The organism is Pseudomonas sp. GM79, from assembly GCF_000282495.1.
Taxonomy (GTDB): domain Bacteria; phylum Pseudomonadota; class Gammaproteobacteria; order Pseudomonadales; family Pseudomonadaceae; genus Aquipseudomonas.
The window spans coordinates 40,583-66,513 of the sequence record NZ_AKJE01000109.1; the positions used below are offsets into that span (position 1 = coordinate 40,583).

Below are 25,931 nucleotides of genomic sequence, written 5' to 3' on the forward strand. Positions count from 1 at the left end.
AGCAATCGGCCATTCAAACCATTTGTCGATCGCGATGATTTCCCGATGCGGTCATATCGCTCTGAAGAATGGACTATGGGCAACTCTGTCTACTCGGGCCTTGATCGGCGCGGCACGCTCCATTGCCCAGCGCGGCCGCCATCCCCAGCGCACCCTGTCGGCTCGCAGAAACTGACCTTCCTGGTGAAGGAGGGCGAGCTGAGCGGACGGCGCGACGTCGTAGAGCTCTAAAGGCTGGTCTCCTGCATAGTTGATCAATGCGTTTGGAATGTTCAGCGCCGCGACAAAGTCATAAATGCCTCGGTACTGGGAAAGACGTCCGCACATAGTTGGAAGCCTCCGGTTGTGTTTTCAGCGTAGTCCAGTACCTGGCGGCTTGATGAGGAAACCTTGTCTCAGTGTCCACCCGAACATCGATTTGCGGTGTGGCGGTACTGAGCCACAGGCCGATTCCCATATTGCTGTGTGCTAATGGCCAGCTAAAAACAAGAGACTTCGGTCTCTATTTTTTTTCGGTTAATGCACCTCACGCGATACGCGCAACACGTGTCGAAATCAGACTCATAAGTGGCGCACTCGGGCTACTGGCTTCCAAGGCAAGACGCGTAAGGTGACGCGTCACTTCATGGCCGTGTGCGGCTGTGATGCCTGATTTAGAAACTCCGGAGCGTTGAGGTGCGCCGCGTTCGAGACGCGGCAACAGGGAAAAATGATGATCGCCTGACCCTCAGTCAGTACGCCCTAACGTCGATCACCAGAGAACAAAAAAAACAATGAATAACCTGAACTCCAGAGATTCGAACGGTCAGTTGGCGCAGGGTTTCAAGCCGCGTCACGTCACAATGCTTTCTATCGCGGGGATTATCGGCGCAGGTTTGTTTGTTGGCTCCGGACATGCCATCGCTGCGGCGGGGCCGGCGGTATTACTGGCTTATCTGTTTTCCGGTCTTTTGGTCGTTCTGGTCATGCGCATGCTGGGCGAAATGGCGGTTGCCAACCCGGACACCGGATCTTTCTCTACCTACGCCGACCAGGCAATCGGACGTTGGGCAGGCTTCACCATCGGCTGGCTCTACTGGTGGTTCTGGGTGCTGGTGATACCCATCGAGGCGCTCGCGGCCGGGCATGTATTGAACCAATGGTTCCCGCAGATCGATACCTGGTTGTTTGCCTTGACGTCGATCATCCTGTTGGTCGTCACTAACCTGTTCAGCGTGTCCAAATACGGGGAGTTCGAATTCTGGTTTGCGATGGCCAAGGTCGTGGCGATCATCGGCTTTATCGGCCTTGGTTTTGCGGTGTTGATGGGTTGGATTCCCGAGCGCGAAGCCAGCGGGTTGAGTCGACTCATGGAGGAACATGGCGGTTTCGCGCCCAACGGTTTGTCCGCGGTTGTCGGGGCATTCATCACCATCATGTTCAGCTTCATCGGTACAGAAGCGGTGACCATTGCAGCTGCCGAATCCAGCAACCCTGCGCAGAACATCGCCAAAGCCAAACGCTCGGTGATCTGGCGGATCGGGGTGTTCTACCTGCTGTCCATTTTCGTGGTCATTTCCGTGGTGCCCTGGAATGATCCGTTGCTGGCGTCGGTGGGCTCTTACCAGCGAGCGTTGGAGCTGATGAACATTCCCCACGCCAAGTTAATGGTAGATGTGGTGGTGTTGATTGCCGTGGCCAGCTGCATGAACTCGTCGATCTATATTGCCTCGCGCATGCTGTTTTCGCTGGGCAAGCGCGGTGATGCACCGAAGCCGCTGAAGGTGACGTCGTCGGATGGCGTGCCGAGGGCAGCGGTGATCGCCAGCACCGTACTGGGTGCCGGCGTGACTTTGTTCAGCTACTTCATGCCCGCCGGACTGTTTCAGTTTCTGCTCGCCAGCTCCGGCGCCATTGCCTTGCTGGTGTACCTGGTTATCGCAGTGTCGCAACTGCGCATGCGCAAGATTCTGCTTCGGCAGAATGTCACGCTGACCTTCAAAATGTGGTTGTTCCCCTGGCTTACCTGGTTGGTCATCGCCTTCATCAGCGCAGCGTTGGCGGTGATGATGGTGACGCCCGAGCACCGTATGGAAGTTTCTTCGACCATCGGTCTGGCGCTGGTGATTTCCTTTATCGGCCTTGTGACCGCGCGTCAGCATGGGCAGCCGCGCAGTGCAGTGTCGGCGGAAAGTGCATAGCAGCTATATCAGCATAAACCTGCTTGCGATCTTTTCAGTGCGCCAGCAGTGGCGGGGCGGTTAACGCCGCCAGCGCCACGGGCCATTACCGCTCACTGCGAGAAAAAACTTCGATGGCATACGACACCTCCAAGGCCGCTCCTCTGCAAACCATCGGTTTTTTGCTGCTGGACCAGTTCACGCTGATTTCCTTGGCATCAGCCATAGAACCTCTGCGAATGGCCAATCAGTTGACCGGTCAAGAGCTTTACCGCTGGCACACTTTCAGCTTGGGGGGCGAGCGGGTGTGGGCGAGCGATGGCATGCCGATCACTCCGGATGCGGCGATCAATAACGCACCGATACTGGACACCGTGATCGTTTGCGGTGGCATTGGCATTCAAAGCGCGGTGACCCGTGAGCACATTACCTGGTTGCGAGCCCAGGCGCGGCGCGCGAAGCGGATAGGGGGCGTGTGCACAGGGAGTTGGGCCTTGGCCCAGGCAGGCTTGCTCGATGGCTTCGATTGCAGCGTGCACTGGGAGTTTCTGGCGGCCATGCAGGAAGCTTTTCCGCGAGTGAACCTCAGCTCCAGTCTATTCACCCTTGACCGAGACCGCTTCACCAGCTCCGGTGGGACCGCGCCATTGGACATGATGCTGCACCTGATCAGTCGCGATCATGGTCATGAACTGTCAGCGGCCATCTCCGACATGTTCGTCTACGAGCGAATCCGCAACGAACAGGATCATCAACGTGTACCCCTTAAACACATGCTCGGTACCCACCAACCGAAGTTGCAGGAAATCGTCGCCTTGATGGAGGCCAATCTGGAAGAGCCGATCGACCTCGACGAACTGGCGAATTATGTCAGTTTGTCCCGTCGACAGCTGGAGCGGTTATTCCAGAAATACCTGCATTCCTCACCCTCACGCTACTACCTCAAACTGCGCCTGATCCGCGCACGTCAGTTGCTCAAGCAAACGCCGATTTCGATCGTAGAGTTGGCGGTGGTGTGTGGCTTTGTGTCCACCCCCCATTTTTCAAAGTGCTATCGCGAGTGTTTCGGCATCCCACCCAGCGACGAGCGCTTGGCGGCGCAAACGCAACCGCAAGTGACATCAAGGCCGATTGTACAGGCATTGCCACTGGCAAGGCCGATGAGTTTGCTGGAGCAGGCTCGTGATGAATCAACGTTCGCCAGTATCAAAATTCTGAAACCCTGAACGACCCGGTACGCGATAAAGCCAGCATCTGAAGCCGAAATTGCGTCGACATCTCCCAAGCGATGAAGTATTGCATTGTGTTCGAGAAAGCAGCAGCCGTTTGAGCTGCCGCTGACACAGGCTTCTGGATCCAATCAAGGACGGCTCGGCAAACTGCGCTCTCTGCTCTTTCGATAAGTTGCCAGTGAAGGCACAATGCGCATCCTTTTTTTGGCTGGCCTTGCCGGAGGCCTCGAAATGATCAAGACGCCGTACTACCTCATCGACAAACAAAAGCTGCTGGCGAACATGCAGAAGATCGCTTATGTGCGCGAAAAGTCCGGGGCCAAAGCCCTGCTGGCACTCAAGTGCTTCGCCACCTGGTCGGTGTTTGACCTGATGCAGCAATACATGGACGGCACCACGTCGTCGTCGCTCTACGAGCTCAAGCTCGGTCGACAGAAATTCGCTGGCGAGACCCACGCCTACAGCGTGGCCTGGGCCGACGACGAGATCGAGGAGATGCTCGACAACTGCGACAAGATCATCTTCAACTCCATCGGTCAGTTGCAACGCTACACTGAAGCTTCAGCAGGCAAGGTGCGCGGTCTGCGGGTCAATCCGCAGGTGAGCAGCTCGGATTACCTGCTAGCCGATCCGGCGCGGCCATTCAGCCGTCTGGGCGAGTGGGATCCGGTAAAAATCGAGCAGGTCATCGAGCAGATCTCGGGCTTCATGTTCCACAACAACTGCGAGAACGCCGACTTCGGCCTGTTCGACCAGATGCTGTGCACCATCGAAGAGCGGTTCGGCCATCTGCTGCACAAGGTTGAGTGGGTCAGCCTGGGCGGCGGCATTCACTTCACCGGTGAAGGCTATGCGATCGACGAGTTCTGCGCGCGGCTCAAGGCCTTTTCGCAAAAATACGGCGTGCAGGTCTACCTGGAGCCGGGCGAAGCCGCCATCACCCAGAGCGCGTCGCTGGAAGTCACCGTGCTCGACACCCTCTACAACGGCAAGCACCTGGCCGTAGTGGACAGCTCCATCGAGGCGCACATGCTCGATCTGCTGATCTATCGCCTGAATGCCAAGCTGGCGCCCAGCGAGGGTGAACACACCTACATGGTGTGCGGCAAATCCTGCCTGGCCGGCGACATTTTCGGTGAGTATCAATTTGATCGTCCCTTGGCCATCGGCGATCGGCTGTCGTTCATCAATGCAGCGGGTTACACCATGGTCAAGAAGAACTGGTTCAACGGCCTGAAAATGCCGTCCATCGTAGTGAAACAACTCGACGGTACAGTCGAGGTGGTTCGTGAGTTCGGTTACAACGACTACATGTCCAGCCTTTCGTAAGCTGGCAGAGAAGGAGAGAGAGAAAAATTGAAGAAGAACGTGCTTATCATTGGTGCAGGAGGTGTCGCCAAGGTGGTGGCCCACAAGTGCGCGCAGCACAACGATGAACTCGGTCGTATTGCTATCGCGTCGCGCAACATCTCCAAATGCCAGGCCATCATCGACAGCGTCAAGGCCAAGGGCAGCCTCAAAGAGCCCGCCGACATAAAGGCCTTCTCGCTGAACGCTATGGACGTCGAGGCGACCAAGGCGCTGATCCGCGAAACCGAATCGCAGATCGTCATCAACGTCGGTTCTGCCTTCCTCAACATGTCGGTGCTGCGTGCCTGCATCGATACCGGCGTGGCCTACCTGGACACCGCCATTCACGAAGAACCGGGCAAAATCTGCGAGACGCCGCCCTGGTACGGCAACTACGAGTGGAAGCACCTCGAGGAATGCAAAGAGAAGAACATCACCGCGATCCTCGGTGTGGGCTTCGACCCGGGTGTGGTCAACGCCTATGCAGCGTTGGCACAACAACAGTATTTCGACCGTATTGATTCGATCGACATTCTCGACGTCAATGCCGGTTCCCATGGCAAGTATTTCGCCACCAATTTCGATCCGGAAATCAACTTCCGCGAATTCACCGGACAAGTGTGGAGCTGGCAGAACAGTCAGTGGACCAGCAACACAATGTTCGAAGTCAAACGCACCGACGACCTGCCGGTCGTAGGGGCCCAGAACCTGTACCTGACCGGGCACGATGAAGTGCACTCCCTGTCGAAGAACCTCGGCGTGCCCAACGTGCGTTTCTGGATGAGCTTTGGCGAGCACTACATCAATGTGTTCACCGTACTCAAGAACCTCGGCCTGCTCTCCGAGCAACCGGTCAAAACCGCTGAAGGCCTGGAAGTCGTGCCGCTCAAAGTGGTCAAGGCCGTGCTCCCTGATCCGAGCTCGCTGGCGCCTGGCTACACCGGCAAGACCTGCATCGGCGACCTGGTAAAAGGCACCAAGGATGGCCAGCCGCGCGAAGTGTTCATCTACAACGTGGCCGACCACGAAGAAGCCTTTGCCGAAACCGACAGCCAGGGCATTTCCTATACCGCTGGCGTGCCACCTGTGGCGGCCGCCCTGTTGGTCGCTCGTGGCGAATGGGATGTGCAGCGCATGGCCAACGTCGAGGAGCTGCCGGCCGAGCCGTTCCTCAAGGCGCTGGATGTGATGGGTCTGCCGACCCGCATCAAGGACGAGAACGGAGACCGTCCCTGGAGCTGAAACGCCTGCTGAGGCGTGCGAAATACAGGTGAATCTTGTATTGCGCTCCAAACACAAAAACGCCGCTCATTGAGCGGCGTTTTTGTTTGTGCGTCATTTGTTGTGCCAATCCCGGTGCGGGATTTTATTGCATGGGGTCTTGCGACCGTGGATACACGTCCTGTTTTTTGATCACACTGGCCAGGCGCGGCTTATCACCTGGCGCCAGTAACCGCTCGATGGCGCCACTCACCATGTTTTCCAGCAGATTATCGCGCTCTTGTTCATCCAGCGAATAGTGTGTCAGCCAACTGGGCGCGCTGTTGAGCAGGGCGGCAATGGCATGACCGGCGGCCAACACGCCCTGTTCACTGAACCGGGGGCGGATGCGTAGTATCAGCAGCAACTTGCGTTCGTACTGTTCGCGCAGCTGCCGGACCCGTTGCTGCTGCTCTTCATTCAGGCAGCCGCTGTCGCGCTCCACGAGACGAAAATGCCAGGGCATTTCCTGATGCAGATTCAGGTGCGCGCGGATCAATTGGTTGAGTCTGTCGCGTTTTGCCGGGGCAGCGTGTTCGATGCGCCCCAGGGTGGCCAGCAGCTCTTCGTAGAACTCCTCGATCAGGTCGAGCAGCATGTGCTGCTTGCTGGGGTAATGGTGATACAGCGAGCCCGGGGCGAGCCCCAGGGAGGTCGCGAGCTCACGCATGCCGACCTGACCGAAACCCTTGCTGGCAAAGAGCAACAGCACCTTCTCCCGGTGTTCGGCGAAGCGTGAGCAACGCTCAGGCATAGACATGGAAGCCACGCCCCGTTTTGCGTCCCAGGTAACCGGCGGCGACCATTTCCTTGAGCAGTGGAGCGGGGCGGTATTTGCTGTCGTTGAAGCCGTCGTAGAAGGCTTCAAGAATTGCCAGCACGGTGTCCAGGCCGATCAGGTCCGCCAATGCCAGCGGGCCGATCGGCTGGTTGCAGCCCAGGCGCATGCCGGCGTCGATGTCGTCGACGCTGGCCAGGCCTTCCTGAAACACCAGGATCGCTTCATTGATCATCGGCACCAGAATCCGGTTGACCACGAATCCCGGACGGTTGCCGGCGGTGATCGCGGTTTTACCGAGTGTGGTCGCCATGTCCAGCGCCAGGGCAAGGGTGGCATCGCTGGTTTGCAGGCCACGAATCACTTCGATCAGGCCCATGACTGGCACCGGGTTGAAAAAGTGCAGACCGATGAAGCGCTCAGGCTCACTGACGCTGGCAGCCAGTTGGGTAATGGACAGCGATGACGTGTTCGAGGCGATCACACAGTCGGCGCTGACCTGCGCGGCGATTTGTTGCAGCACGCGCAGTTTCAGGTCGAGGTTTTCGGTGGCGGCTTCGATCACCATTTGCACGTTTTGCAGGCTGTTGTAATCGGTACTGGTACGAATCTTGTCGAGGGCAGCGAGCTTTTGCTCGTGCGTCAGCGTGTTTTTGGCGACTTGTCGATCGAGGTTTTTATCGACGGTCGCGATTGCCTTTTGCAAGGCACTTTCGGAAATGTCGATCAAGGTCACATGGAAGCCGGCCAGGGCGCAGACTTGAGCGATGCCATTGCCCATGGTGCCGGCGCCGATGACGCCAATGTTCTGAAGATTCATGCGCATGTCCTTATCAAACCCGCTCGAACAACACGGCGATGCCTTGGCCGCCGCCGATGCACATGGTCGCCAGGGCATAACGACCCTGACAGCGATGCAGTTCGTGAATCGCTTTGGTGGCGATGATCGCGCCAGTGGCGCCCACCGGATGGCCCAGCGAGATGCCCGAACCGTTGGGGTTGACCTTCTGCGGATCGAAGCCCAGCTCTTGCGCTACGGCACAGGCCTGGGCGGCAAAGGCTTCGTTGGACTCGATCACATCAAGGTCGGCCACGGTCAGACCGGCGCGCTTGAGCACAAGGCGGGTGGCGGGAATCGGTCCCAGTCCCATCATCGACGGTTCAACGCCTGCGTGGGCATAACCCACCAGTCGGGCCATAGGTTTGAGGCCTTGTTCCTGGACGACTTGCCCGGTGGCCATGATCAGTGCGCCGGCACCATCATTGAGGCCGGACGCGTTGCCAGCGGTGACGCTACCGTCCTTTTTGAAGGCGGGTTTCATACGGCTCAATTGCTCGGCGTTGACCTCAGCCCGAACATGCTCATCCGTCGCAAACGTAACCGTCCCTTTGCGGGTTTCAATTTCGATCGGCACGATCTGCCCGGCAAAACGCCCTTCGGCAATCGCCCGGGCAGCACGCTGCTGGCTGAGCAGCGCCAGTTCATCCTGGGCCTGACGCGTGATGCCATAGTGCTCGGCGATATTTTCAGCGGTGATACCCATGTGGAAACCGGCAAACGGGTCTTGCAGCACCCCAAGCATGTAGTCGATGGCCTGCATGTCGCCCATGCGTGCGCCCCAGCGCGCCTGCGGCAACAAGTACGCGCCTCGGCTCATGGACTCGACGCCACCTGCCAGCGCAGCGCCCGCATCCCCCAGCATCAAACTTTGCGCGGCGCTGACAATCGCCTGCAAACCCGAACCGCACAGGCGGTTGACGTTGAAAGCGGGCGTCTCTTTCGTCAGGCCGGCATTGATCGCTACGGCTCGGGAGATGTAGGCATCGCGTGCCTCGGTCGGGATCACATGTCCCATCACTGCATGACCGATGTGCTCGGGCGCCAGGCCTGAACGTTCGATGGCGGCGCGGCAAACGTCGGTTGCCAACTGAATAGGCGGCACATCCTTGAGTGAACCGCCAAAGCTGCCGATGGCAGAACGGACGGCGCTCACTACAAAAATATCGGAATGGTTCATGTTGGCTCTCTGAATAGGTCTTTTTTGTTGGGCACGAGTCTAGAATCAGCAGCGCCACTGGCCTATGCCAAAACTGTTCAAGGGTGATGGCGTTTTTTGCCATATTCAGATGTGACGAGAGAGGCATTCAAATGCGGGAAACGGATTCGGTGGCGGTTTACTTCATGTACCCCATGATCCATGCGTTACGTGAGGAACCGCAGCGTTTGCGGTCAGTGCTTGAACAAGTGGGAATTGATCCGGCATTGATGGATCAGCCGACGGCACGAGTACCGGCCACGGCTTTCGCCGCGTTGTGGCTGGTGCAGATACGTGAGTTGAACGACGAATTTTTCCGGTTGGACTCCCACGGTATGCCACCGGGCAGTTTTGCCTTGATCTGTCGGGCGTTGATTCAGGAGCCGACGCTGGAAAAAGCCATGCGCCAGTGCCTGGCCAATTTCGCCCTGTTCCTGAGTGATTTTCGCGGCACGTTGAGCGTGCGGGGCAAGCGCGCGGTCATCAGCTTGCAGACCCGTGCGCAGGACAACGAGGTCAGCCGGTTGGGCGAAGAAACGTTTCTGGTGTTGATGATCAGCCTGCTGTGCTGGCTGGGCGGGCGGCGCATTCCGATCGATCGGGCGGACTTTCGTCATCAGCGTTTGTCGCTGCGTGATGATGCCATGCTCTGGGGGCCCAACCTGACCTTTGGCACTGAACGCACCGAAATCGAGTTCGCCAGTCACTACCTGCGCCTGCCGGTGATTCAAGACCTTGCTTCGCTGAAAGTGTTTTTACGCACCGCACCGCAATGGCTGGTGATCCGCTTCCGCAACCAGCATGGGCTGACGTCGCAGGTTCATCAGCGCCTGCGCCACAGCCATTACAGCGAATGGCCGACTTTGCAGGCCTTCGCCCTGGAACAGCACCTGAGCCCCAGCACCTTTCGCCGCAAACTGGGACGTGAAGGCTGTTCGTATCAGGAGATCAAGGATGAAGTGCGGCGCGCGGTGGCGTTTGAACGGTTGCGCCAGAGCAAGGCGAGCATCAGCGATATTGCTGAGCAGTTGGGGTTTCAGGAGCCGAGTGCGTTTCATCGCGCGTTCAAGAAGTGGACGGGGGAGAGCCCGGGGCGGTATCGGGCGCGGTTTCAGGATGGTTCTGAATGAGCTCCTGACAGGGATCGCACGGGTCAACACCCAGCCATTTGATTTATGAATTGTGCTCAGCAGTCCATGCGGATTTTTGATCTTAATCGATGTGCCCGCGGCTTGTAGCATGTCTATCAGGCGCTCAGACCCCGTTGCTGTCATTGATTCACTGGCCGTGAGGATCGCGCCTGCACGCAGTCTGGGCTGCGTTATGTCAATGAAACCAGGGATAAGAATTTCAACATGCAATCAAGAACACTGAAGCGATTTCTGGACGTTGTGATTGGCGCCGCCGCACTCGCGACCGGCGCTTGTACGGTGGCGGCTCCATTGGTCATCCAGGAGCAGGGCAGCTTCGCCGCTGGCGGCCAGGTCGCCACGGCGCCGGGCACCTTTGATCCGCGCAAACCGATGGAGCCTGCGGGGCAGACCTATCATGGCGACCACGCCTACGCCTTCTATCAGATCCCCGTGAATGCCCGAAAACTTCCGATTGTCATGTGGCACGGCGCTGGCCAGTTCTCCAAGACCTGGGAGACCACGGCTGATGGTCGAGAAGGTTTTCAGACGCTATTCCTGCGCCGTGGATTCGGGGTGTACCTGATTGATCAGCCGCGTCGTGGCAACGCCGGGCGCAGCATGGTCGAGGCAACGCTCAAGCCGACGCCGGACGAGCAGCTTTGGTTCAATCAGTTCCGCATCGGCCTGTGGCCCAACTACTTCGAGGGTGTACAGGTTGCTCGCGATGCGCAGACCCGCGACCAGTTCTTCCGCGCCATGACGCCGAACACCGGCCCCTTCGATATGAACGTGGTGTCGGATGGCGTATCGGCTGTGTTCGAAAAAATCGGGCCTGGCATCCTCTTTACGCATTCGCAGGGTGGTGGGCCGGGCTGGCTGACGGCGATCAAGAACGGCAACGTGAAAGCCATTGTGGCCTTCGAACCGGGCAGTGGTTTTATCTTCCCGGAGGGCGAAGTCCCGGCGCCGATCCCGAGCGCCTTTGACACCGTGACAGCGTCTGCCGTGCCTGCGTCGCAATTCGCCGCCCTGACGAAACTGCCGATCCTGGTGCTCTATGGCGACAACATTCCCGACCATGCCATCGATCTGCCCGCCCAGGATAGTTGGCGTGCCCGCCTTGATATGGCCAGGCTTTGGCGCGACACGGTCAACAAGCATGGGGGTGACGTGACGCTGGCGCATTTGCCGCAGATTGGCATCAAGGGCAATACGCATTTCCCCATGTCGGATCTGAACAACGTCCAGATCGCAGACCTGGTATCGAAGTTTCTCACCGAGAAAAACCTCGACTGAAAAACCGCCAACGGGGTCATGCAGGACCTGTCGTTTTTTACTTGAAAGGGCTCATATGAAAAACACCATTTTGAAAGCTGCCTTTATGGCGGCACTCGTCGGTATGTCTGCAAGCGAGGCCGGTGCGGGGGATTACAAAAAGAACCCGTTTACCTTGGTCTACGATGGCGCGCTTACGAAAAATGAGCCAGGCAAGGTCAATATCCGTCCCGTGACATACAAGCTCAACGGCCTGGATATTTCTGCCAACGTCTACACCCCTGCCAACTACGATGCGAAGAAGGCTTATCCGACGGTAGTGGTGGCACACCCCAACGGCGGTGTGAAAGAGCAGGTGGCTGGCCTATATGCCCAGCGATTGGCCGAACAAGGCTACATCACGATTACCGCGGACGCGGCGTATCAGGGTGCAAGCGGTGGACAGCCGCGCAGCGTGGACAAGCCTGCGTACCGTATTGAGGATATCCACGGCATGGCGGACTTCATCACCCAATATGCGGGAGTCGATGTAAAACGCCTGGGCTTGCTCGGCATCTGCGGCGGCGGTGGCTACTCGTTGGCCGCTGCCCAAACCGACAAGCGATTCATGTCGATTGCGACGGTGAGCATGTTCAACTCCGGGCGGGTTCGTCGTAATGGCTACGTCGACTCGCAGTTGGGTACCGTCCAGCAACGCCTGCAGCAGGCATCTGACGCTCGGGCTCAAGAGGCAGCTGGCGGGGAGATTCTCTATGCAGGGGATGCCAATCTGACGGATGAGCAGATCGCCAAACTGCCGTTTGCTCTGTATCGACAGGGTTACGAGTACTACTGGAAGACGCACGCGCACCCCAATTCGACCTTCAAGTACACCATGAGCAGCTTACTGGACCTTATGCGCTTCGACGCCACTGACCAGATCGAACTGATCGGACAGCCGTTGCTGATGATCGCGGGGAGCAAGGCCGACAGCCTGTACATGACCGAGGATGCGTTCGCCAAGGCCACGGGTACGAAGGACAAGCAATTGTTCAAGATCGATGGGGCAACGCATATCGAAACCTACTGGGTTCCTGAGTATGTGGATGCTGCAATCGCACAGCTGACAGCGTTTTATGCGCGGACCCTGTAACTCCTCAACCGCTTACCGCTGCGTTGCCACTTCTGAGGCCCGCCGTTGCGCCATCACAAACAAAGTCAATAAACGCTCGTAACTTTGGCGTCAGGTAGCGGCTCGACGGCCATACCACCTGGATGTTCAGAGTGCGCAGCACTTTGTCGTCCAGTATTGACACCAGCTCTGCGCCCGCCAGTGCCTCGCGCACCGCAAACTCAGGGACGCAGGCGATGCCCAGGCCTTGGCGGGCCATGTGGATCAGCATTTCAAGATTATTGCAGACCATCGTGGCCGGTACTTTCAACTCACCTTCGGCAAGCCCCGGCAGTGGCCATTTTTCCAGTTTGCCCGTGGAGGGCAGTTTGTAATGCAGACAGTGGTGCTCCTGCAGTTGCTCGACATTCTGCGGGTAGCCGTGGCTCGCAAAGTAACTGGGGGCGCCGACGAGGTAGAAGCTGAAGCTGTCGAGTTTCCTGGCCATTAACCGGGAGTCGTGCAACTGGCCAGTGCGCACCACGGCGTCGAAACCTTCCTCGACGACATCCACCAGCCGATCGGTGAAGTCCAGTTCCAGCTGGATTTCTGGATAGTGCTGCATGAATCGTGAGAGCTGCATGAACAGAACGTTGCCCAGCAGCGGCAGGCTGATGCGCAGTTTACCTCGCGGTGTCTCGCTGAAGCTGGAGAGTTCCTGCTCGGCGGCTTCCAGTTCGTTGAGCACCCGGCGGCAGCGCTCCAGAAACAACGAGCCTTCGCTGGTCAGGTTGATGCTGCGGGTATTGCGATGGAACAGGCGTGCGCCGAGTTTCTCTTCCATACGCGCGATGCTCTTGCCCACCGCCGAGGCGGAGATCCCCAACGAACGGCCGGCTCCAACAAAACTGCGGCTTTCGGCAACCTGCACAAACACCGTGATGCCATTGAGCTTATCCAACACTCACTCCTTTGATTGCGGACAAAAAGGTCCGTGGACCTCGGAATTGTAGCCTCTGTTTCCTGAAAGCGGCCCTCTCTACCATCGAGTCATTCATTCAACTATTCAGGCCCGCCAATGTCAGTCAACGAACCGCTGCGCCCATTACAGTCTCTACGCTCGCGCATCGACGCGGTGCTGGAGCAGACCTTGCACGATCAGCGCCTGGTAGGCGCAGTGGTGCTGGTGGCTCACCGCGGCAAGCTCATTTACAAGCGGGCGACCGGGTTGGCCGACCGCGAGACGCAGTTACCGATGCGCGAGGATGCCTTGTTTCGGCTGTCTTCGGTATCCAAGCCAATCGTTTCGGTGGCGGCACTGGCGCTGATCGGCCAGGGCAAACTCAACCTGGATGACGACATCAGCCGCTGGCTGCCTTACTTCAAGCCGACCCTGAGCGACGGCCAGCCAGCGACGATCACGGTGCGTCAATTGCTGAGCCATACCGCCGGCTTCACGTATGGTTTTCTGGAAAGCGATCAGGGTGGTCCTTATCGTGACGCCGGTGTGTCCGATGGCATGGAGCGCAGCAACCTGACGCTAGAAGAAAATCTGCGTCGCCTGAGCCACGTGCCCTTGTTGTACAAACCGGGCAGTTCCTGGGGCTATTCGATTGCGACCGATGTCTTGGGCGGCGTGATTGCAGCGGTCACCGGCACCTCGCTGGCCGCCGCAATCGACGCGCTGATCGCCAAGCCACTGGGTTTGCGCGATATCGGTTTCAGCGTGTCCGACGCCAGCCGCCTGAGCCCGGCGTACCTGAACGATCAACCACAGCCGCGGCGCATGAAAGAGCTGGAAGTGGTGCCGGTTTTCGAAGGCACCGCCGGCATCAAGCTGGAGCCGAGCCGGGCCCTCGACCCACAGGCTTTCAACTCCGGTGGTTCGGGATTGATCGGCAGTGCCGGTGAGTTCCTCCAGTTGCTCGAAACCCTGCGCAAAGGCGGGGCGCCGTTGTTGCCTGAAGCGCTGGTGGAAGAAATGGCCACCAACCAGACCGGCGAGCTCGAACTGGAAAACTGGCCCGGTCGCGGCTTCGGCCTGGGCTTTACCGTGCTCAAGGACCCGGCCGCCGCCCAGACGGCCGAGTCGGTGGGTAGCTGGCGATTGGGCGGTGCCTATGGACACTCCTGGTTTGTCGACCCGGCCGCGCAATTGACGGTCGTTGCCTTCACCAATACCGCCTTCGAAGGCATGTTCGGACAATTTACCGTCGACCTGTGCAACGCCGTTTATGGGGCGAATAACAGTGACCGCAACAAAGTCGTGGTCACGCTGGAGTCAGACTCATGAAAATGCTCCATCCGATCTACTTTCTCGCTCTAGGTCTGTTTGGCGTTTACACCATTGAGTTTGGCGTGGTCGGAATTCTTCCGGTGATCATCGAGCGCTTCGCCATCAGTGCGTCCCAGGCCGGCCTGTTGGTGGGGCTGTTTGCGCTGATCATTGCGGTCTTCGGCCCGGTTATGGTCTTGCTGCTGTCGCGCTTCAATCGCAAGAAGATCCTGACGATTGCATTGTTCATTTTTGCCGGCACCAGCGTGCTATCGGCCTACGCACCCAACTTTGAATCGCTGATGGTGCTGCGGATCATCCCTGCGTTGTTTCACCCCGTGTACTTTTCCCTGGCCTTTGTCGCGGCCGTTTCGCTGTACCCACCGCAGGAGTCGACCCGCGCCGCCGCCAAGGCCTTTGTCGGCACCAGCATGGGCATGGTGTTGGGCGTGCCGTTGACGACGCTGATCGCGGCGCAGTTTTCCTATGAAGCGGCGTTTCTGTTCTGCGCCGTGGTCAACTGCATTGCCGGTCTGGGGATCATTGCCAAGCTGCCGGACGCGCCCGACAAACAGCGGGTTTCCTATAAAGAGCAACTGGCCATTCTGCGCAAGTTCCCGCTCTGGCTGAACATCACCGCTTCGACGCTGATTTTTGCCGCGATGTTTTCCGTCTACAGCTACTCAGCCGAGTATCTGGCCAAGGAAGCGGGCATGAGTGCGCAGATGATCAGCATCCTGCTGGTGGTTTTCGGTATTGGCGGCGTCGCGGGCAATTTGTATGCCGGCAAGCTGATTGGGCGGAACATGGTTCGGACAACCCTCTTGCACCCGATCCTGCTGGCCAGTGCCTATGGGCTGTTGTACCTGTTCGCCGGCCCGTCCCTGATGACCATGCTGGTTATCGTAGTGATCTGGGGCGCGACCCATACCAGCGGGCTGATCGTCACGCAGATATGGCTGACCTCCGAGGCGCCGGAAGCGCCCGAATTCGCCACCGGCATTTATATCTCGTTCATCAACCTGGGCGTGACCATGGGGTCAACTACGGGTGGGTGGTTCCTGGCACGCATGGGCTTGCAGGGCACCCTTTACAGCGGTTTGTTATTTGCCGCGCTGGCTGTGTTGGTCATCGTGGTTAAAGTCCTGTTTTTCAGTGCCGAGCCGCGCAAGGGAGGCGCGCAGATCGCCGCGGATTGAGTTGAACTCGTCGTGCCCCCGTTCGTTGCCCGGCTTGTGGCGTGGACTGCGAGTAGAGACCCCCCTACATTTTTGGGTTCTTGAGATCAGTGATCGTATGACTATGGTTGAGCCAGATGTCTGGCGTCATACCGAGAGGATAGAAGCCTGCTGACCCACATAGCCCTAGTTGTATGGATTAAGTCGGAATATTTGCGGGTGACCTTTGAGACAGACGGCCATTTTTCAGATTGACAGCGGGGTAGGGGTGTCGATATAAAAAGCACAGTTGTACGACGACAGACGATTTATCGGCTGCTCAACCCTTAACAATAAAAAAAGTGTCGGCCCCCATCATGAACTCAGCCTGTTTTCTCACCTCCCTAAACGCCTCTTCTAAAGATGCAATCCTGGCCGCTGGCATTTGCGCGCAGCACTCCGATTGCATGCCCGTCGTTGCACCTGATGATTACTCAAGTTAATCGCAAACACCCAGGAGTCTGAATGGCCTTGGCGCGGACCCATCGCGTTGTGGCGATGCTCTACGACAATTGATCTCGCTTAAAACCGAGACTTCATCACCCTAATCCAACAATAAAGTGATGCCATGAATCTGAACGAGCCCATCAATGCTCAGCGAATCGGCCAGGCTGTCGGCAACTATCGCTGGACTATCTGCGCGCTGTTGTTTTTTGCCACTACCGTCAATTACCTCGACCGCCAGGTATTGAGCCTGTTGGCGCCGGATCTATCGACGCAATTTGGCTGGAGCAATAGCGATTACGCCAACATCGCCTCTGTTTTCCAGTTTGTGTACGCGATTTCCATGCTGTTCGCCGGTCGCGTGGTCGACAAGATCGGCACCAAGACCGCCTATGTAGTAGCGATCTGCATCTGGTCGACCGGCGCGGTCATGCACGCCTTTGCGGTGCCGATGGGCGAGGGGATAGGTGCCGTGAGCAGCGCCCTCGGCATTGCCATGATTCCGGTTTCGATCGCAGGCTTCATGGTGTCGCGCGCCGTGCTGGCGATCGGCGAAGCGGGCAACTTCCCGATCGCAATCAAGGCCACCGCAGAATACTTCCCGAAGAAAGAGCGTTCCTTCGCCACCGGCATTTTCAATTCCGGTGCCAATGTGGGCGCGATCCTGGCGCCGATCTGCGTGCCGCTGATCGCCAGTCTGTGGGGCTGGGAAGCGGCTTTCATCGTGATCGGTATGTTGGGCTTCGTTTGGGTGGGCGTCTGGATTGCGCTGTACGAGAAGCCGGAGCAGCAAAAACGCCTCTCGGCGCAGGAACTGGCCTACATCCGCAGCGATCAGGTCGTACCGGTGGTCACTCGCCCGGTACCGGGTGTTGCCGACAAAAAAGTATCCTGGTTCAAATTGCTGACCTACCGCCAGACGTGGGCTTTTGCTTTCGGTAAATTCATGACCGACGGCGTGTGGTGGTTCTTCCTGTTTTGGCTTCCCACCTATTTGTCGGCGCAATACGGCATGAAAGGCCAGGCCATCGTGATGCCGCTGGCCGTGCTGTACAGCATGACCATGATCGGCAGTATCGGCGGCGGCTGGTTTCCCAGCTATTTCATGTCACGCGGCGACGCGCCGTATGACGGTCGCATGAAAGCCATGCTGGTGATCGCATTCTTTCCGTTGCTGGTGTTACTGGCGCAGCCATTGGGTTACATCAGTTTCTGGGTGCCGGTGCTGCTGATTGGCGTGGGCGCGTCGGCGCACCAGGCATGGTCGTGCAACATTTTCACCACCGTGTCTGACATGTTTCCGCAAAAATCCATCGCTTCGGTGGTCGGTATCGGCGGTTTGGCAGGTGGCTTGGGCGGCGTAGTGATGACCAAGATCGGCGGTTGGGTGATCGATCACTACAAACTGATCGGCGATATTCATACCGGCTACATGATCATGTTTGCCATCTGTGCCTTGGCCTATCTGGTGGCATGGAGCGTCATGAAGGCGCTGGTACCACGCCATAAGGAAATCACCGATCTGTAAACGGCAGGCACCCGTCAGCCAGCGAGGGCTACGCACTGCGACGCATGTTGTCGCAGTGCGTGACTCGACCGCCTTCCTCTGAGCCTGCGCCACCTATGTGAACATGTTGATCGGGTCGACGAGGTACGGCCTGTCGGTGCCGACTATCGGATTGCCATAAGCGAAGGAAGGCGCACGACGCGCTTGCCTGGCAATCCGTTATTTGGCCAATAACCTGCACCAGAAACCTCTCTCCAGCCCGTGATAAGGGCGACAGCACGTTATAGAGCATCCTGGCTTCGTCGCCGATCGCTTGCGCTCCTCGCCGTGGGGTCATTGTGGGGGAGGAGGCGATCCGGCCAATTGCTCCACACAGTCGTTCGGCATGATCTAAGCTCCAGAAGATGGTTTTTGCGAGCAGGGGTTTCAATGCGGAGCACACCTGAAAACAGCCTGAAAAATGCGTTGAAAGCCTGTAGGGACAGCTTTATTGCTGTTGGCTTTTTCAGCTTTTTCATCAACGCGCTCATGCTCGTTCCCACCTTCTATATGCTTCAGGTGTATGGGCGAGTGATGGCCAGCGGAAGCCTGACAACCCTGGCAATGCTGACGCTGATCATGACCGGGTTGATCATCACGCTCGGCTCCCTGGAATGGATCCGTTCGCGCATCATGGTTCGGGTCAGTACCCGACTGGATGTGTTGCTGAGTCGCCAGGTCTATAAGGCCAGTTTCAAGCGGGCGCTGGACAGCGGTGGTATGGATGCCTCGGCCCAGTCGCTCAACGACCTGACGGGTTTGAGACAGTTTCTCTCCGGTAATGGTTTGTTCGCCTTTTTCGATGCGCCCTGGTTGCCTATCTACATCGCCGTGATGTTCATGTTTCACCCCTGGTTTGGCTGGGTAGCGACGGGCAGTGCGCTGCTGTTGTTAATGCTCGCGTTTATCAATGAGAGGCTGACGGGGCCGACGCTGGCCCAGGCGAACAAGGAACATATCGGCGCGACGCTCTACACCACGAAAAATCTGCGCAACGCTGAAGTCATCGAGTCCATGGGCATGCTTGAAACCCTGATGGACCGTTGGGGGCATCGTCAAAGAAACGTCCTGTTACTGCAGGCCCAGGCCAGCGATAGAGGTGCCATAATCAGCACGCTTTCCAAGACCTTCCGGATCCTGGTGCAATCACTGATCCTTGGCCTGGGGGCCTACCTGGCCGTGGACCATCAAGTGGGGGCAGGCTTGGTGTTTGCCGGGGCCGTACTGCTAGGGCGTGCATTGGCCCCCATCGATCTGATCATCGGCAGTTGGAGGGGCTTTATTGCGGCTCGCTCGCAATACGGTCGTCTCAACGACATCCTCGACAAACAACAGGCCCAGCCCGAGCGTATGTCATTGCCTGCGCCTCAGGGGCAAGTGCAGGTGGAGAACCTGGTCGTCGCGGCCCCTGGTTCGAGAACCCCGATCATCAACAACATGAGTTTCAGCGTACCTGCCGGCTGCGTTGTCGGCATCATCGGTCCCAGTGCAGCGGGTAAATCGACCCTGGCCAGGGCATTGATGGGGGTATGGGCACCACTGCATGGCGTGGTCCGGCTCGATGGCGCGGACATCAGCGCGTGGGATAAAGATGAACTTGGACCGTATATAGGTTACTTGCCCCAGGACATTGAGCTGTTCGAGGGCAGCATCAGCGAGAACATTGCCCGCTTCGCCGAGGTCGACTCGGTAAAAGTCATTCAGGCTGCCAGGACCGCTGGCGTTCACGAAATGATTTTGCAATTGCCCGATGGCTACGACACCGTCATTGGCAGTGAGGGCCTCACGCTGTCGGGAGGGCAGCGCCAGCGCATCGGACTGGCCCGCGCCCTGTATGGCAGCCCGCGACTGATTATTCTCGACGAGCCCAACTCCAATCTTGACGAAGTCGGCGATCGCGCCCTGGTGGCAGCCATCCAGCAGATCAAGCAGAGCGGCGCGACCCTGTTTGTCATTACCCACCGAACCAACATCGTGTCGCAACTAGACCGGCTCATGGTGATGAATGCAGGGGTTATCAGTCTTTATGGGCCACGCGAGCAAGTGCTCGCCGAACTTGCGCAGAAACAGCAGGCACAAAAGCACGCCATGTCGGCAGGCGCCACCATGGCTTCGGTCAAAACCAGCAAGGGCGATGCCGATGAACCCTACGATGCCCAGTCGTCAAATTGAAAGCTTCGCCGGCCTGCCGATATCTGATCGTAAAGCACGCCGCCTGGGCATTGGTATTGTAGGGGTGACCTTCGGCCTGTTCGGAACCTGGGCGGCGCTTGCGCCCCTGGACGGTGCCGCTTACGCGCCGGGGGTGGTCACCGTGCAGACTTACCGCAAAACGGTCCAGCATCCTGAAGGCGGCATCGTCAAAGAGGTACTGGTCCATGACGGTGACATCGTCAAGCGTGGTGATCCGCTGATCATTCTTGATGATGCCCAGTTGCGCTTCGAATACGAGATGACCCGAGGCCAACTGGTCGCCACCAGAGCCATGGAGGCAAGACTCAGGGCCGAGCGCGACACACTGTCGGCGATCAGCTTTGGGGAGATAGCCGATCCCGCCAGTCTGCGAGGCGTGGAGGCGCGTCAGGGCGAGACTCAGGTATTTAACGCCAGGCAAGGCTCCCGGCTGGGTCAGATCTCGGTGTTGCGCGAACGCATTGGCCAATTGAGTCAACAAATCAAGGGACTGGAATCGATGATTGCTGCCAAGGTTCATCTGGAGAAATCCTACAGCGGTGAAATTGTTGAATTGACCGACCTGCTAAAGCAAGGGTTCGTTGACAAACAACGTCTGCTCGATCAGGAACGCAAGTTGGGGATGCTCAGGTCGGAGGTGGCTGATCACCGGTCCGCTATTAACAAGACTCGTCTGCAGATCAACGAAACACAGTTGCAGATTCTGCAAATCGACAAGGATTTCAATACCGAGGTGGTCAAGGAGCTGGCCGAGGTTCAGACCCGGATGTACGACCTGCAAGAAAAAACCTCGTCCCTGGAAGACCGGCTCAGTCGTATCGTCATCCGCGCACCCGACGCGGGTATGGTGATTGGCATGACCGTGCACACCATCGGTGGTGTGGTAAGCCCCGCGACGCCGCTGCTGGATATCGTTCCATCGGTTTCCGAGCTGGTCATAGAGGCCCAGGTGGCGCCGGTGGATATTGATCGTATTGCCATCGGCAAGCGGGCTGATATCCGTTTCGGCGCGTTCAAAAGCTCGACCACGCCGGTGATCGAAGGCGAGGTCAGCAGCGTATCGGCTGACCGGCTGGTCAACGAAAAGGCCGGGACGGCCTATTACCTGGCGCGGGTCCGGGTAACCGAGGAGGGCGTGCGCACCTTGGGTGAGCGCAAGTTGTTGCCGGGGATGCCGGCGGACGTATTAATCATCACCGGGCAACGCACGTTGTTGCAGTACTTGATGCAGCCTGCTCGCGATGCCATGGCTCAATCGATGATCGAGGAATAACCATGAGCGCGTCGACAGGTTTGCTGGGCGGTGTGTTCATGCTTGCAGCGGGTGCCGCCCTGGCGCAAACCATTGCGGCAACGCCGACGGGGGTCAGCGCCTCGACGTTTTCCACCGACCTCATGCAGTTGTATCGTGAGTCACGGCTGGAAGATCCGCGGGTATTGGCCTCCTATGCGCAAGCACAGGCGGGTAAGGAGCATCAGCGCGAGGCTATGGGTGCGCTGTTCCCGCAGGTATCGCTCAACGCGGGGACGAATCGGATTCATCAGGAGAGCGACCTGGTGCAGCAAAGTTACGATAGCGAAAACTACAGCCTCGTACTGCGTCAGTACCTCTACAACAAGACCGCGTGGGAGAACTACCAAAAATTCAAAAGCCTGGCCAGGCAATCCGAATCGCAAGCGCTGGATGCCCAGGCTGAGGCCACAGTGGACTTGGCGCAGCGTTACTTCGCCGCGTTGGCGGCCGAAGATGAACTGGAGTTGGTGAGGGCGGAGCGTCGAACCACGCAAAAGAGTCTGGACCGAGTCAATGCGTTGTACGAAAAGCAGCTGGCAATGATTACTGATCAGCTCGACCTCAAGGCCCGAGTCGATTTGCTGGCGGCGCAGGAACTGGATGCCCAGAACCAGGCCAGTATCAGTCGCGAGGCACTGGCGGAGATCGTCGGCCGGCCGGTCAAGGAGAAGCTCAACCGGATTCGCGATGACGTGCAACTGCGGGTTTCAGCGCAGAGCCTGGAATCCTGGGTGCGCGAGGGTATAGCGCTAAACCCGGCGCTCAAGGCCAACGAAAGCGGTGTGGAAGCCGCGGGCGCAGCCTTGCGCAGCGGCAAGGGCGGGCACTATCCGACCCTGAGCCTTACGCTCAGCGCGCAGCAGACCAACGAGGGCTACAACAATGCCCTGGCGCCGCGCACCGACAGTTATGTCGCCGGTATTGGCGTGCAGGTGCCGCTGTACAGCGGCGGTTCGACCTCGGCGCGGGTCCGTGGGCTCTACCAGGATCAGATTACCGCCGAGCAGGAACTGGAAGCGATCCGGCGCCGGGTGGTCAAGGAGATCACCAGCGCTTACCTGACCGCCAATTCGAGCGGAGAAAAGATCAGTGCGAGCCGCAATGCCCTTGCCTCGGCACAGCTGTCCAGAGTGGCAGCAGAGAAAGCGCTCGATTACGGAATGGTCAATGCCGTCGATGTACTGACCAGCGTGCGCAACGAATTCCGGGCGCGTCGTGATCTGCTCAAGACGCAATACGAATTCGTCACGAATGTCCTCACCCTCAATCGTTGGGCGGGAAAGCTGCCTGCCGAAAGTGTCGAAAGCGTTAATGGCTGGTTGAGCTCCGGCAGTTCCAGCCAAAACCTCACATCCCACTGATCCTGCCGCAACACCCACTGTATCGCCGATAAATTGACGCCAACATCGCGGTTACGCCTGCGTGCAAACCATTTGTCGGTTAATTGACGATTTCGATCGAGGTCAGGCCTTGATTGCAGTTCGCCAAGGTAAACCTAAGTTATTGAATTTAATGGGTTAAATGAGCGATTTTGACAACGGCCGGGCTACCCGCATGAGGCGTGAGTCGACGACTGGCGGATGGGTGTGCTGGCAGTGTGCTGGTCTGGCCTAGACTCAGTTGAACAGATCGAGGGAGCACGTCATCACGCGCAAGTGATTGATGATTATTCCTATTTATGTTGCCTCGATGGCTTTGCCCGGTTTTCGGAAACGCCCGCAACCCCTGCTTGTCGAATCAGTGGAAGGGGCCCAAAAAAATGAATACCCGGGCAGGCACCGTTAAGGCCTGTCGGCGTTCGCATCTGTCCTTCGATCACGGTGGGCAGGTGAGCGAGCTGCTGATTCAGGAAGGCCAAGGGAGGGAGGTCATTAATTCTTCAAGGGAGTCAGGAAAATATGACGACCCACAAAAAAACAATACGCGTGATGCTGATCGATTGTCGTCCCCTCGTTCTCATGGGCCTTCAAGATTTGATCAATGCCAGAAAGCCTCTGATGGAAGTGAGCGGCCAGGCCACTACCTATACCAATGCGCTGGATCTTGCCGATCAGTTGCGCCCCAATGTGATTTTTTTCAGTTTCTTTCCAGATGCGCTGAACCCTTTGGAAGTCGTTGCGGGACTCACTCGCAACGCCGAAATGAAAGTGCTGGTGCTCAAGGGCTTGTACGAAGCCATCCCCGTTGCCCAGGCAATAGAGGCGGGCGCACGGGGCATCGTGCTGGCGGAAGACCCGACGGAATCGATCATTCAGGCCATTATCACAGTCCACCATCGCGATACCGGGCTGGATAGAGCCTGGGCCGGTGGGCTTTCCGGCTATGCCGCGACCGGGAATATCCATTTGAAATGTAATGTGGAGGAGGCAAAACAGGCGCGGCTGACGCTACGCGAGAGGGAATTGATTCGCGCCATTGTCGGGGATCCGTCCGCCAAATACATGAGCATCGCCGGGCGTCTGGGCATCAGCGAACACACCGTGCACAACCACCTCAGCAACATCTATCAAAAGCTTGATCTGATCAACCGCATCGATTTGCTGATGTATGCGCTGAAGCACGGGCTCACCAACAACGAAAAGCCACCCGAGTCCTCGTGGGTGGAACTGGATTTGGTTTCACGTCAAAAAAAGACGTTCTGACACCCTCTGGCGCGCCTGGGCCGACACTGTATCGCCGTCCTTGTCGGTGGCCTGCCACAGGGTACCCAGTTTGATGCGAACGTGCGGATCGCCTATTGGAAGTGCAAAAAAATGCGAGGGTGGCTTGCGCCACCCTCGCATCTTTTATAAGCGTTTCTCAGACGCTGCCATAAACAATGTCGCTACTCAGAAGATCGACCCCGACCAAGGTGATGGTCGTGACTTGTCCGCCCGTTTCGGCAACCGTCACGATGCTGTCTGCACCGCTGATGTCGATCGATTGGACAACCGCGCTCTGGTCGCCGTTGAGTACCAGTGTGTCTCGCAGGCTTGCGTTCGCATCGAAGCCGGTGACCTGGTACAGGTTCTCATCGACTGACAAGTCGATGTTGAAGGCATCACGTTCACCGCCCGTGCCCGCCAGCGAGAAGTCGAAGGTGCCGGACAAGTCGTTGGCGAACAGGTTGGCGTCGAACGTACTCGTCGCCGAGTCCCCATCCTTGTCGGTCAGCGTCGCGTTGAACGTCAGCTGGACATCGCTGGCCAGGCTCTCGGTCTCGTGGATGAACTGGATCGTCGGGATCTTGATCTCGCCTCGGGCCATCGTGAGCTGAACAGCGTCGATCAGATTCGTGCCATCGCTCTCAATGAGGAAGGATACCTGTCCGCCTGCCTCCGGAGTCAGGGTGTTCACTTCGATGAGGTTCGAGAACGTGCCATCCTCGTAGAAGGCCCTGTAGTACAGGTCCTCGGTCGCCGTGTTGTAACCTCCCACGGAGTTGTCGATGAAGACCCTCATGCCCGTCAGCAAGCTCTCCGGATTGACGACGAAACTTTCATCGGCAGCGCCGATTGCCGCCAGGTTGTCTCCCTGGAACAGGTTATTGGCGACGCCGATGCCGGCGGTGCTGACGTTCATGGCCCTCGGGTCGATGTACGAGGGCAGGGGGTTGGTCTGTAGCGTGGCTTCGGTGGGGTCGGGTTCTCCGAGCCCGATACCGGTCAGGATGTCCGAAGTGGACGCAAGTGCCTTCGCGGAAAAGAACACAACCTCCTCAGATGGCGAAGGAATAGTCGGCGGATCCTGCTCTGGAATTAACAATGTGCGCACTGGGTCCGGGCCGCCGGCACCGAGCGCGCCGTCGGCAGTGCTGAGCACGATCTCTGAACTGAAGCCTTGCACCAGATCCAGTGCATAGCGGCCATCGGCATAGGCGGTCAGCGTGTAGTCGACGCTGGTGTCCGCCGTTGCGGCGTTGTTGTCGAAATCACCGGTCAACGTCCCTGCAAACTGGTATGCGCCATTGCCGTCGGGTGAGGGCGACTGCTCGGTGAGCGTGGCGGTCCCGGTGGTGGTCGTATTGTCTGGTCTGACGAGGGTGAACTGGCTATTCACCGAGATATCCAGACCAGCCGCACCCAGCCCGTCGGCGCCCGCCGAATGGTCCCAGAACCCGAATTGCGGCAGGACGCTACCGGTGCCGATCAGGTTGCCGAATGCAAGTGATGGTCCGTCGTCCTCGAACACCAGGTTTTGGCCGATGTTGAGGGTCGCCTGGGCTCTGTCGCCGTCCTTGTCGGTTGCGGTCCCTATCAGCGTCACCAGATCGTCCGAGCTCAGGCTCGTCGCATCATCGGGATCGGTCGCATCGGGATGCACCACGGCGCGCAGCTGGTCGAGGGTGACGTCACCGTTGGCGGCGACGCTGACCGTGAACACCAGCAGGTTGGTGGTGGCCGTGCGGCCTTCGACTACACCGCCGTTGAGCGACAGGTTGACGGCCTCGCCGGTGGCCGTGTCGGTCAGCCCGGAAGCCCCTGCCACCACGCCCAGCGCATAGGTCAATGTGCCCGGACCATCAGCGCCGAACACCGAGCTGAAGTTGGCGGCAAAGTTCTGGGTGGCGTCGGTCGTCAGCACCGTTTCGTCTACCGTCAGTATTGGCTCGGTGCCGGTGGTGGTGATGCTCGGTCCGTCGTCCTCGAACACCAGGTTCTGGCCGATGT

At 58.2% G+C, this 25,931-nt stretch carries 19 protein-coding genes and 1 pseudogene; 14 read left to right on the forward strand and 6 right to left on the reverse strand.

The window, feature by feature from the left end; genetic code table 11:
• Window positions 1–54: 54 nt before the first annotated feature.
• Window positions 55–327 (reverse strand): annotated as a pseudogene (locus PMI36_RS03495) (SOS response-associated peptidase family protein); the annotation flags it as partial.
• A gap of 446 nt (window positions 328–773) precedes the next feature.
• Here PMI36_RS03495 and gabP point away from each other — a divergent pair.
• The 4 genes from gabP (at window position 774) to PMI36_RS03475 (ending at window position 5,983) form a co-directional block, all read left to right on the forward strand.
• Window positions 774–2,180 carry a GABA permease gene (gabP, locus tag PMI36_RS03490; protein ID WP_008075506.1) on the forward strand — a complete coding sequence of 469 codons (1,407 nt, stop codon included), beginning with the start codon at window positions 774–776 and terminating at the stop codon, window positions 2,178–2,180.
• Window positions 2,181–2,293: 113 nt separating this feature from the next.
• Window positions 2,294–3,385: a GlxA family transcriptional regulator gene (locus PMI36_RS03485; protein ID WP_008075507.1), complete on the forward strand. Its 1,092-nt coding sequence runs from the start codon at window positions 2,294–2,296 to the stop codon at window positions 3,383–3,385.
• A 237-nt stretch (window positions 3,386–3,622) separates the two neighbouring features.
• Window positions 3,623–4,720, forward strand: coding sequence for a carboxynorspermidine decarboxylase (locus tag PMI36_RS03480; RefSeq protein WP_008075509.1), 1,098 nt, complete (start codon window positions 3,623–3,625; stop codon window positions 4,718–4,720).
• A 27-nt stretch (window positions 4,721–4,747) separates the two neighbouring features.
• Window positions 4,748–5,983 carry a saccharopine dehydrogenase family protein gene (locus PMI36_RS03475; protein ID WP_032830698.1) on the forward strand — a complete coding sequence of 412 codons (1,236 nt, stop codon included), beginning with the start codon at window positions 4,748–4,750 and terminating at the stop codon, window positions 5,981–5,983.
• A 124-nt stretch (window positions 5,984–6,107) separates the two neighbouring features.
• Here PMI36_RS03475 and PMI36_RS03470 read toward each other — a convergent pair whose 3' ends face one another.
• The 3 genes from PMI36_RS03470 to PMI36_RS03460 are packed head-to-tail and all read right to left on the reverse strand — an operon-like array spanning window position 6,108 to window position 8,797.
• Window positions 6,108–6,761, reverse strand: coding sequence for a TetR/AcrR family transcriptional regulator (locus PMI36_RS03470; RefSeq protein WP_008075513.1), 654 nt, complete (start codon window positions 6,759–6,761; stop codon window positions 6,108–6,110).
• Window positions 6,748–7,599 (reverse strand): 3-hydroxybutyryl-CoA dehydrogenase, encoded by an 852-nt coding sequence (locus tag PMI36_RS03465; RefSeq protein WP_008075514.1) that lies wholly within the window; start codon window positions 7,597–7,599, stop codon window positions 6,748–6,750. Before PMI36_RS03465 ends, PMI36_RS03470 begins: the two co-directional genes overlap by 14 nt.
• A gap of 13 nt (window positions 7,600–7,612) precedes the next feature.
• Window positions 7,613–8,797, reverse strand: coding sequence for an acetyl-CoA C-acyltransferase family protein (locus tag PMI36_RS03460; RefSeq protein WP_007906981.1), 1,185 nt, complete (start codon window positions 8,795–8,797; stop codon window positions 7,613–7,615).
• A gap of 131 nt (window positions 8,798–8,928) precedes the next feature.
• Here PMI36_RS03460 and PMI36_RS03455 point away from each other — a divergent pair, with 131 nt between their 5' ends.
• The 3 genes from PMI36_RS03455 (at window position 8,929) to PMI36_RS03445 (ending at window position 12,355) form a co-directional block, all read left to right on the forward strand.
• A complete protein-coding gene (locus PMI36_RS03455) occupies window positions 8,929–9,945 on the forward strand; it encodes an AraC family transcriptional regulator (RefSeq protein WP_008075521.1) in 1,017 nt (338 codons plus the stop codon).
• Between the two features lie 225 nt (window positions 9,946–10,170).
• Complete coding sequence (locus PMI36_RS03450) at window positions 10,171–11,244, forward strand: alpha/beta hydrolase (RefSeq protein WP_008075530.1); 1,074 nt, start codon at window positions 10,171–10,173, stop codon at window positions 11,242–11,244.
• Between the two features lie 55 nt (window positions 11,245–11,299).
• Window positions 11,300–12,355, forward strand: coding sequence for an alpha/beta hydrolase (locus PMI36_RS03445; RefSeq protein WP_008075532.1), 1,056 nt, complete (start codon window positions 11,300–11,302; stop codon window positions 12,353–12,355).
• A gap of 4 nt (window positions 12,356–12,359) precedes the next feature.
• On the opposite strand, the gene PMI36_RS03440 is transcribed toward PMI36_RS03445, so the two are convergent.
• Window positions 12,360–13,274 carry a LysR family transcriptional regulator gene (locus PMI36_RS03440; protein WP_008075533.1) on the reverse strand — a complete coding sequence of 305 codons (915 nt, stop codon included), beginning with the start codon at window positions 13,272–13,274 and terminating at the stop codon, window positions 12,360–12,362.
• A 117-nt stretch (window positions 13,275–13,391) separates the two neighbouring features.
• On the opposite strand from PMI36_RS03440, the gene PMI36_RS03435 reads away from it, so the two are divergent.
• From PMI36_RS03435 to PMI36_RS03405, 7 genes are all read left to right on the forward strand, one after another.
• Window positions 13,392–14,606 (forward strand): serine hydrolase domain-containing protein, encoded by a 1,215-nt coding sequence (locus PMI36_RS03435; protein ID WP_008075535.1) that lies wholly within the window; start codon window positions 13,392–13,394, stop codon window positions 14,604–14,606.
• Entirely contained in the window at window positions 14,603–15,787 is a 1,185-nt protein-coding gene (locus tag PMI36_RS03430; protein WP_008075537.1) for an MFS transporter, read from the forward strand. The genes PMI36_RS03435 and PMI36_RS03430 overlap by 4 nt, the downstream gene beginning before the upstream one ends.
• Window positions 15,788–16,373: 586 nt before the next feature.
• A complete protein-coding gene (locus PMI36_RS03425; protein WP_008075538.1) occupies window positions 16,374–17,777 on the forward strand; it encodes an MFS transporter in 1,404 nt (467 codons plus the stop codon).
• Between the two features lie 408 nt (window positions 17,778–18,185).
• Complete coding sequence (locus PMI36_RS03420) at window positions 18,186–19,967, forward strand: type I secretion system permease/ATPase (RefSeq protein ID WP_008075539.1); 1,782 nt, start codon at window positions 18,186–18,188, stop codon at window positions 19,965–19,967.
• Window positions 19,948–21,261 carry an HlyD family type I secretion periplasmic adaptor subunit gene (locus tag PMI36_RS03415; RefSeq protein WP_032830700.1) on the forward strand — a complete coding sequence of 438 codons (1,314 nt, stop codon included), beginning with the start codon at window positions 19,948–19,950 and terminating at the stop codon, window positions 21,259–21,261. Before PMI36_RS03420 ends, PMI36_RS03415 begins: the two co-directional genes overlap by 20 nt.
• A gap of 2 nt (window positions 21,262–21,263) precedes the next feature.
• Window positions 21,264–22,643, forward strand: coding sequence for a TolC family outer membrane protein (locus tag PMI36_RS03410; RefSeq protein ID WP_008075542.1), 1,380 nt, complete (start codon window positions 21,264–21,266; stop codon window positions 22,641–22,643).
• A gap of 537 nt (window positions 22,644–23,180) precedes the next feature.
• Window positions 23,181–23,924 carry a response regulator transcription factor gene (locus PMI36_RS03405; RefSeq protein WP_008075544.1) on the forward strand — a complete coding sequence of 248 codons (744 nt, stop codon included), beginning with the start codon at window positions 23,181–23,183 and terminating at the stop codon, window positions 23,922–23,924.
• 157 nt (window positions 23,925–24,081) lie between these two features.
• On the opposite strand, the gene PMI36_RS03400 is transcribed toward PMI36_RS03405, so the two are convergent.
• Window positions 24,082–25,931, reverse strand: a 1,850-nt coding sequence (locus PMI36_RS03400) for a DUF5801 repeats-in-toxin domain-containing protein (RefSeq protein WP_032830701.1), incomplete at its 5' end; no start/stop codon positions are given.

Excerpts from the sequence above, each read along its gene's own strand:
- gabP (WP_008075506.1), top strand. The coding sequence starts at position 774 with ATGAATAACCTGAACTCCAGAGATTCGAACGGTCAGTTGGCGCAGGGT.
- PMI36_RS03485 (WP_008075507.1), top strand. The coding sequence starts at position 2,294 with ATGGCATACGACACCTCCAAGGCCGCTCCTCTGCAAACCATCGGTTTT.
- PMI36_RS03480 (WP_008075509.1), top strand. The coding sequence starts at position 3,623 with ATGATCAAGACGCCGTACTACCTCATCGACAAACAAAAGCTGCTGGCG.
- PMI36_RS03470 (WP_008075513.1), bottom strand. The coding sequence starts at position 6,761 with ATGTCTATGCCTGAGCGTTGCTCACGCTTCGCCGAACACCGGGAGAAG.
- PMI36_RS03465 (WP_008075514.1), bottom strand. The coding sequence starts at position 7,599 with ATGAATCTTCAGAACATTGGCGTCATCGGCGCCGGCACCATGGGCAAT.
- PMI36_RS03460 (WP_007906981.1), bottom strand. The coding sequence starts at position 8,797 with ATGAACCATTCCGATATTTTTGTAGTGAGCGCCGTCCGTTCTGCCATC.
- PMI36_RS03455 (WP_008075521.1), top strand. The coding sequence starts at position 8,929 with ATGCGGGAAACGGATTCGGTGGCGGTTTACTTCATGTACCCCATGATC.
- PMI36_RS03450 (WP_008075530.1), top strand. The coding sequence starts at position 10,171 with ATGCAATCAAGAACACTGAAGCGATTTCTGGACGTTGTGATTGGCGCC.
- PMI36_RS03445 (WP_008075532.1), top strand. The coding sequence starts at position 11,300 with ATGAAAAACACCATTTTGAAAGCTGCCTTTATGGCGGCACTCGTCGGT.
- PMI36_RS03435 (WP_008075535.1), top strand. The coding sequence starts at position 13,392 with ATGTCAGTCAACGAACCGCTGCGCCCATTACAGTCTCTACGCTCGCGC.
- PMI36_RS03430 (WP_008075537.1), top strand. The coding sequence starts at position 14,603 with ATGAAAATGCTCCATCCGATCTACTTTCTCGCTCTAGGTCTGTTTGGC.
- PMI36_RS03425 (WP_008075538.1), top strand. The coding sequence starts at position 16,374 with ATGAATCTGAACGAGCCCATCAATGCTCAGCGAATCGGCCAGGCTGTC.
- PMI36_RS03420 (WP_008075539.1), top strand. The coding sequence starts at position 18,186 with ATGCGGAGCACACCTGAAAACAGCCTGAAAAATGCGTTGAAAGCCTGT.
- PMI36_RS03415 (WP_032830700.1), top strand. The coding sequence starts at position 19,948 with ATGCCCAGTCGTCAAATTGAAAGCTTCGCCGGCCTGCCGATATCTGAT.
- PMI36_RS03410 (WP_008075542.1), top strand. The coding sequence starts at position 21,264 with ATGAGCGCGTCGACAGGTTTGCTGGGCGGTGTGTTCATGCTTGCAGCG.
- PMI36_RS03405 (WP_008075544.1), top strand. The coding sequence starts at position 23,181 with ATGACGACCCACAAAAAAACAATACGCGTGATGCTGATCGATTGTCGT.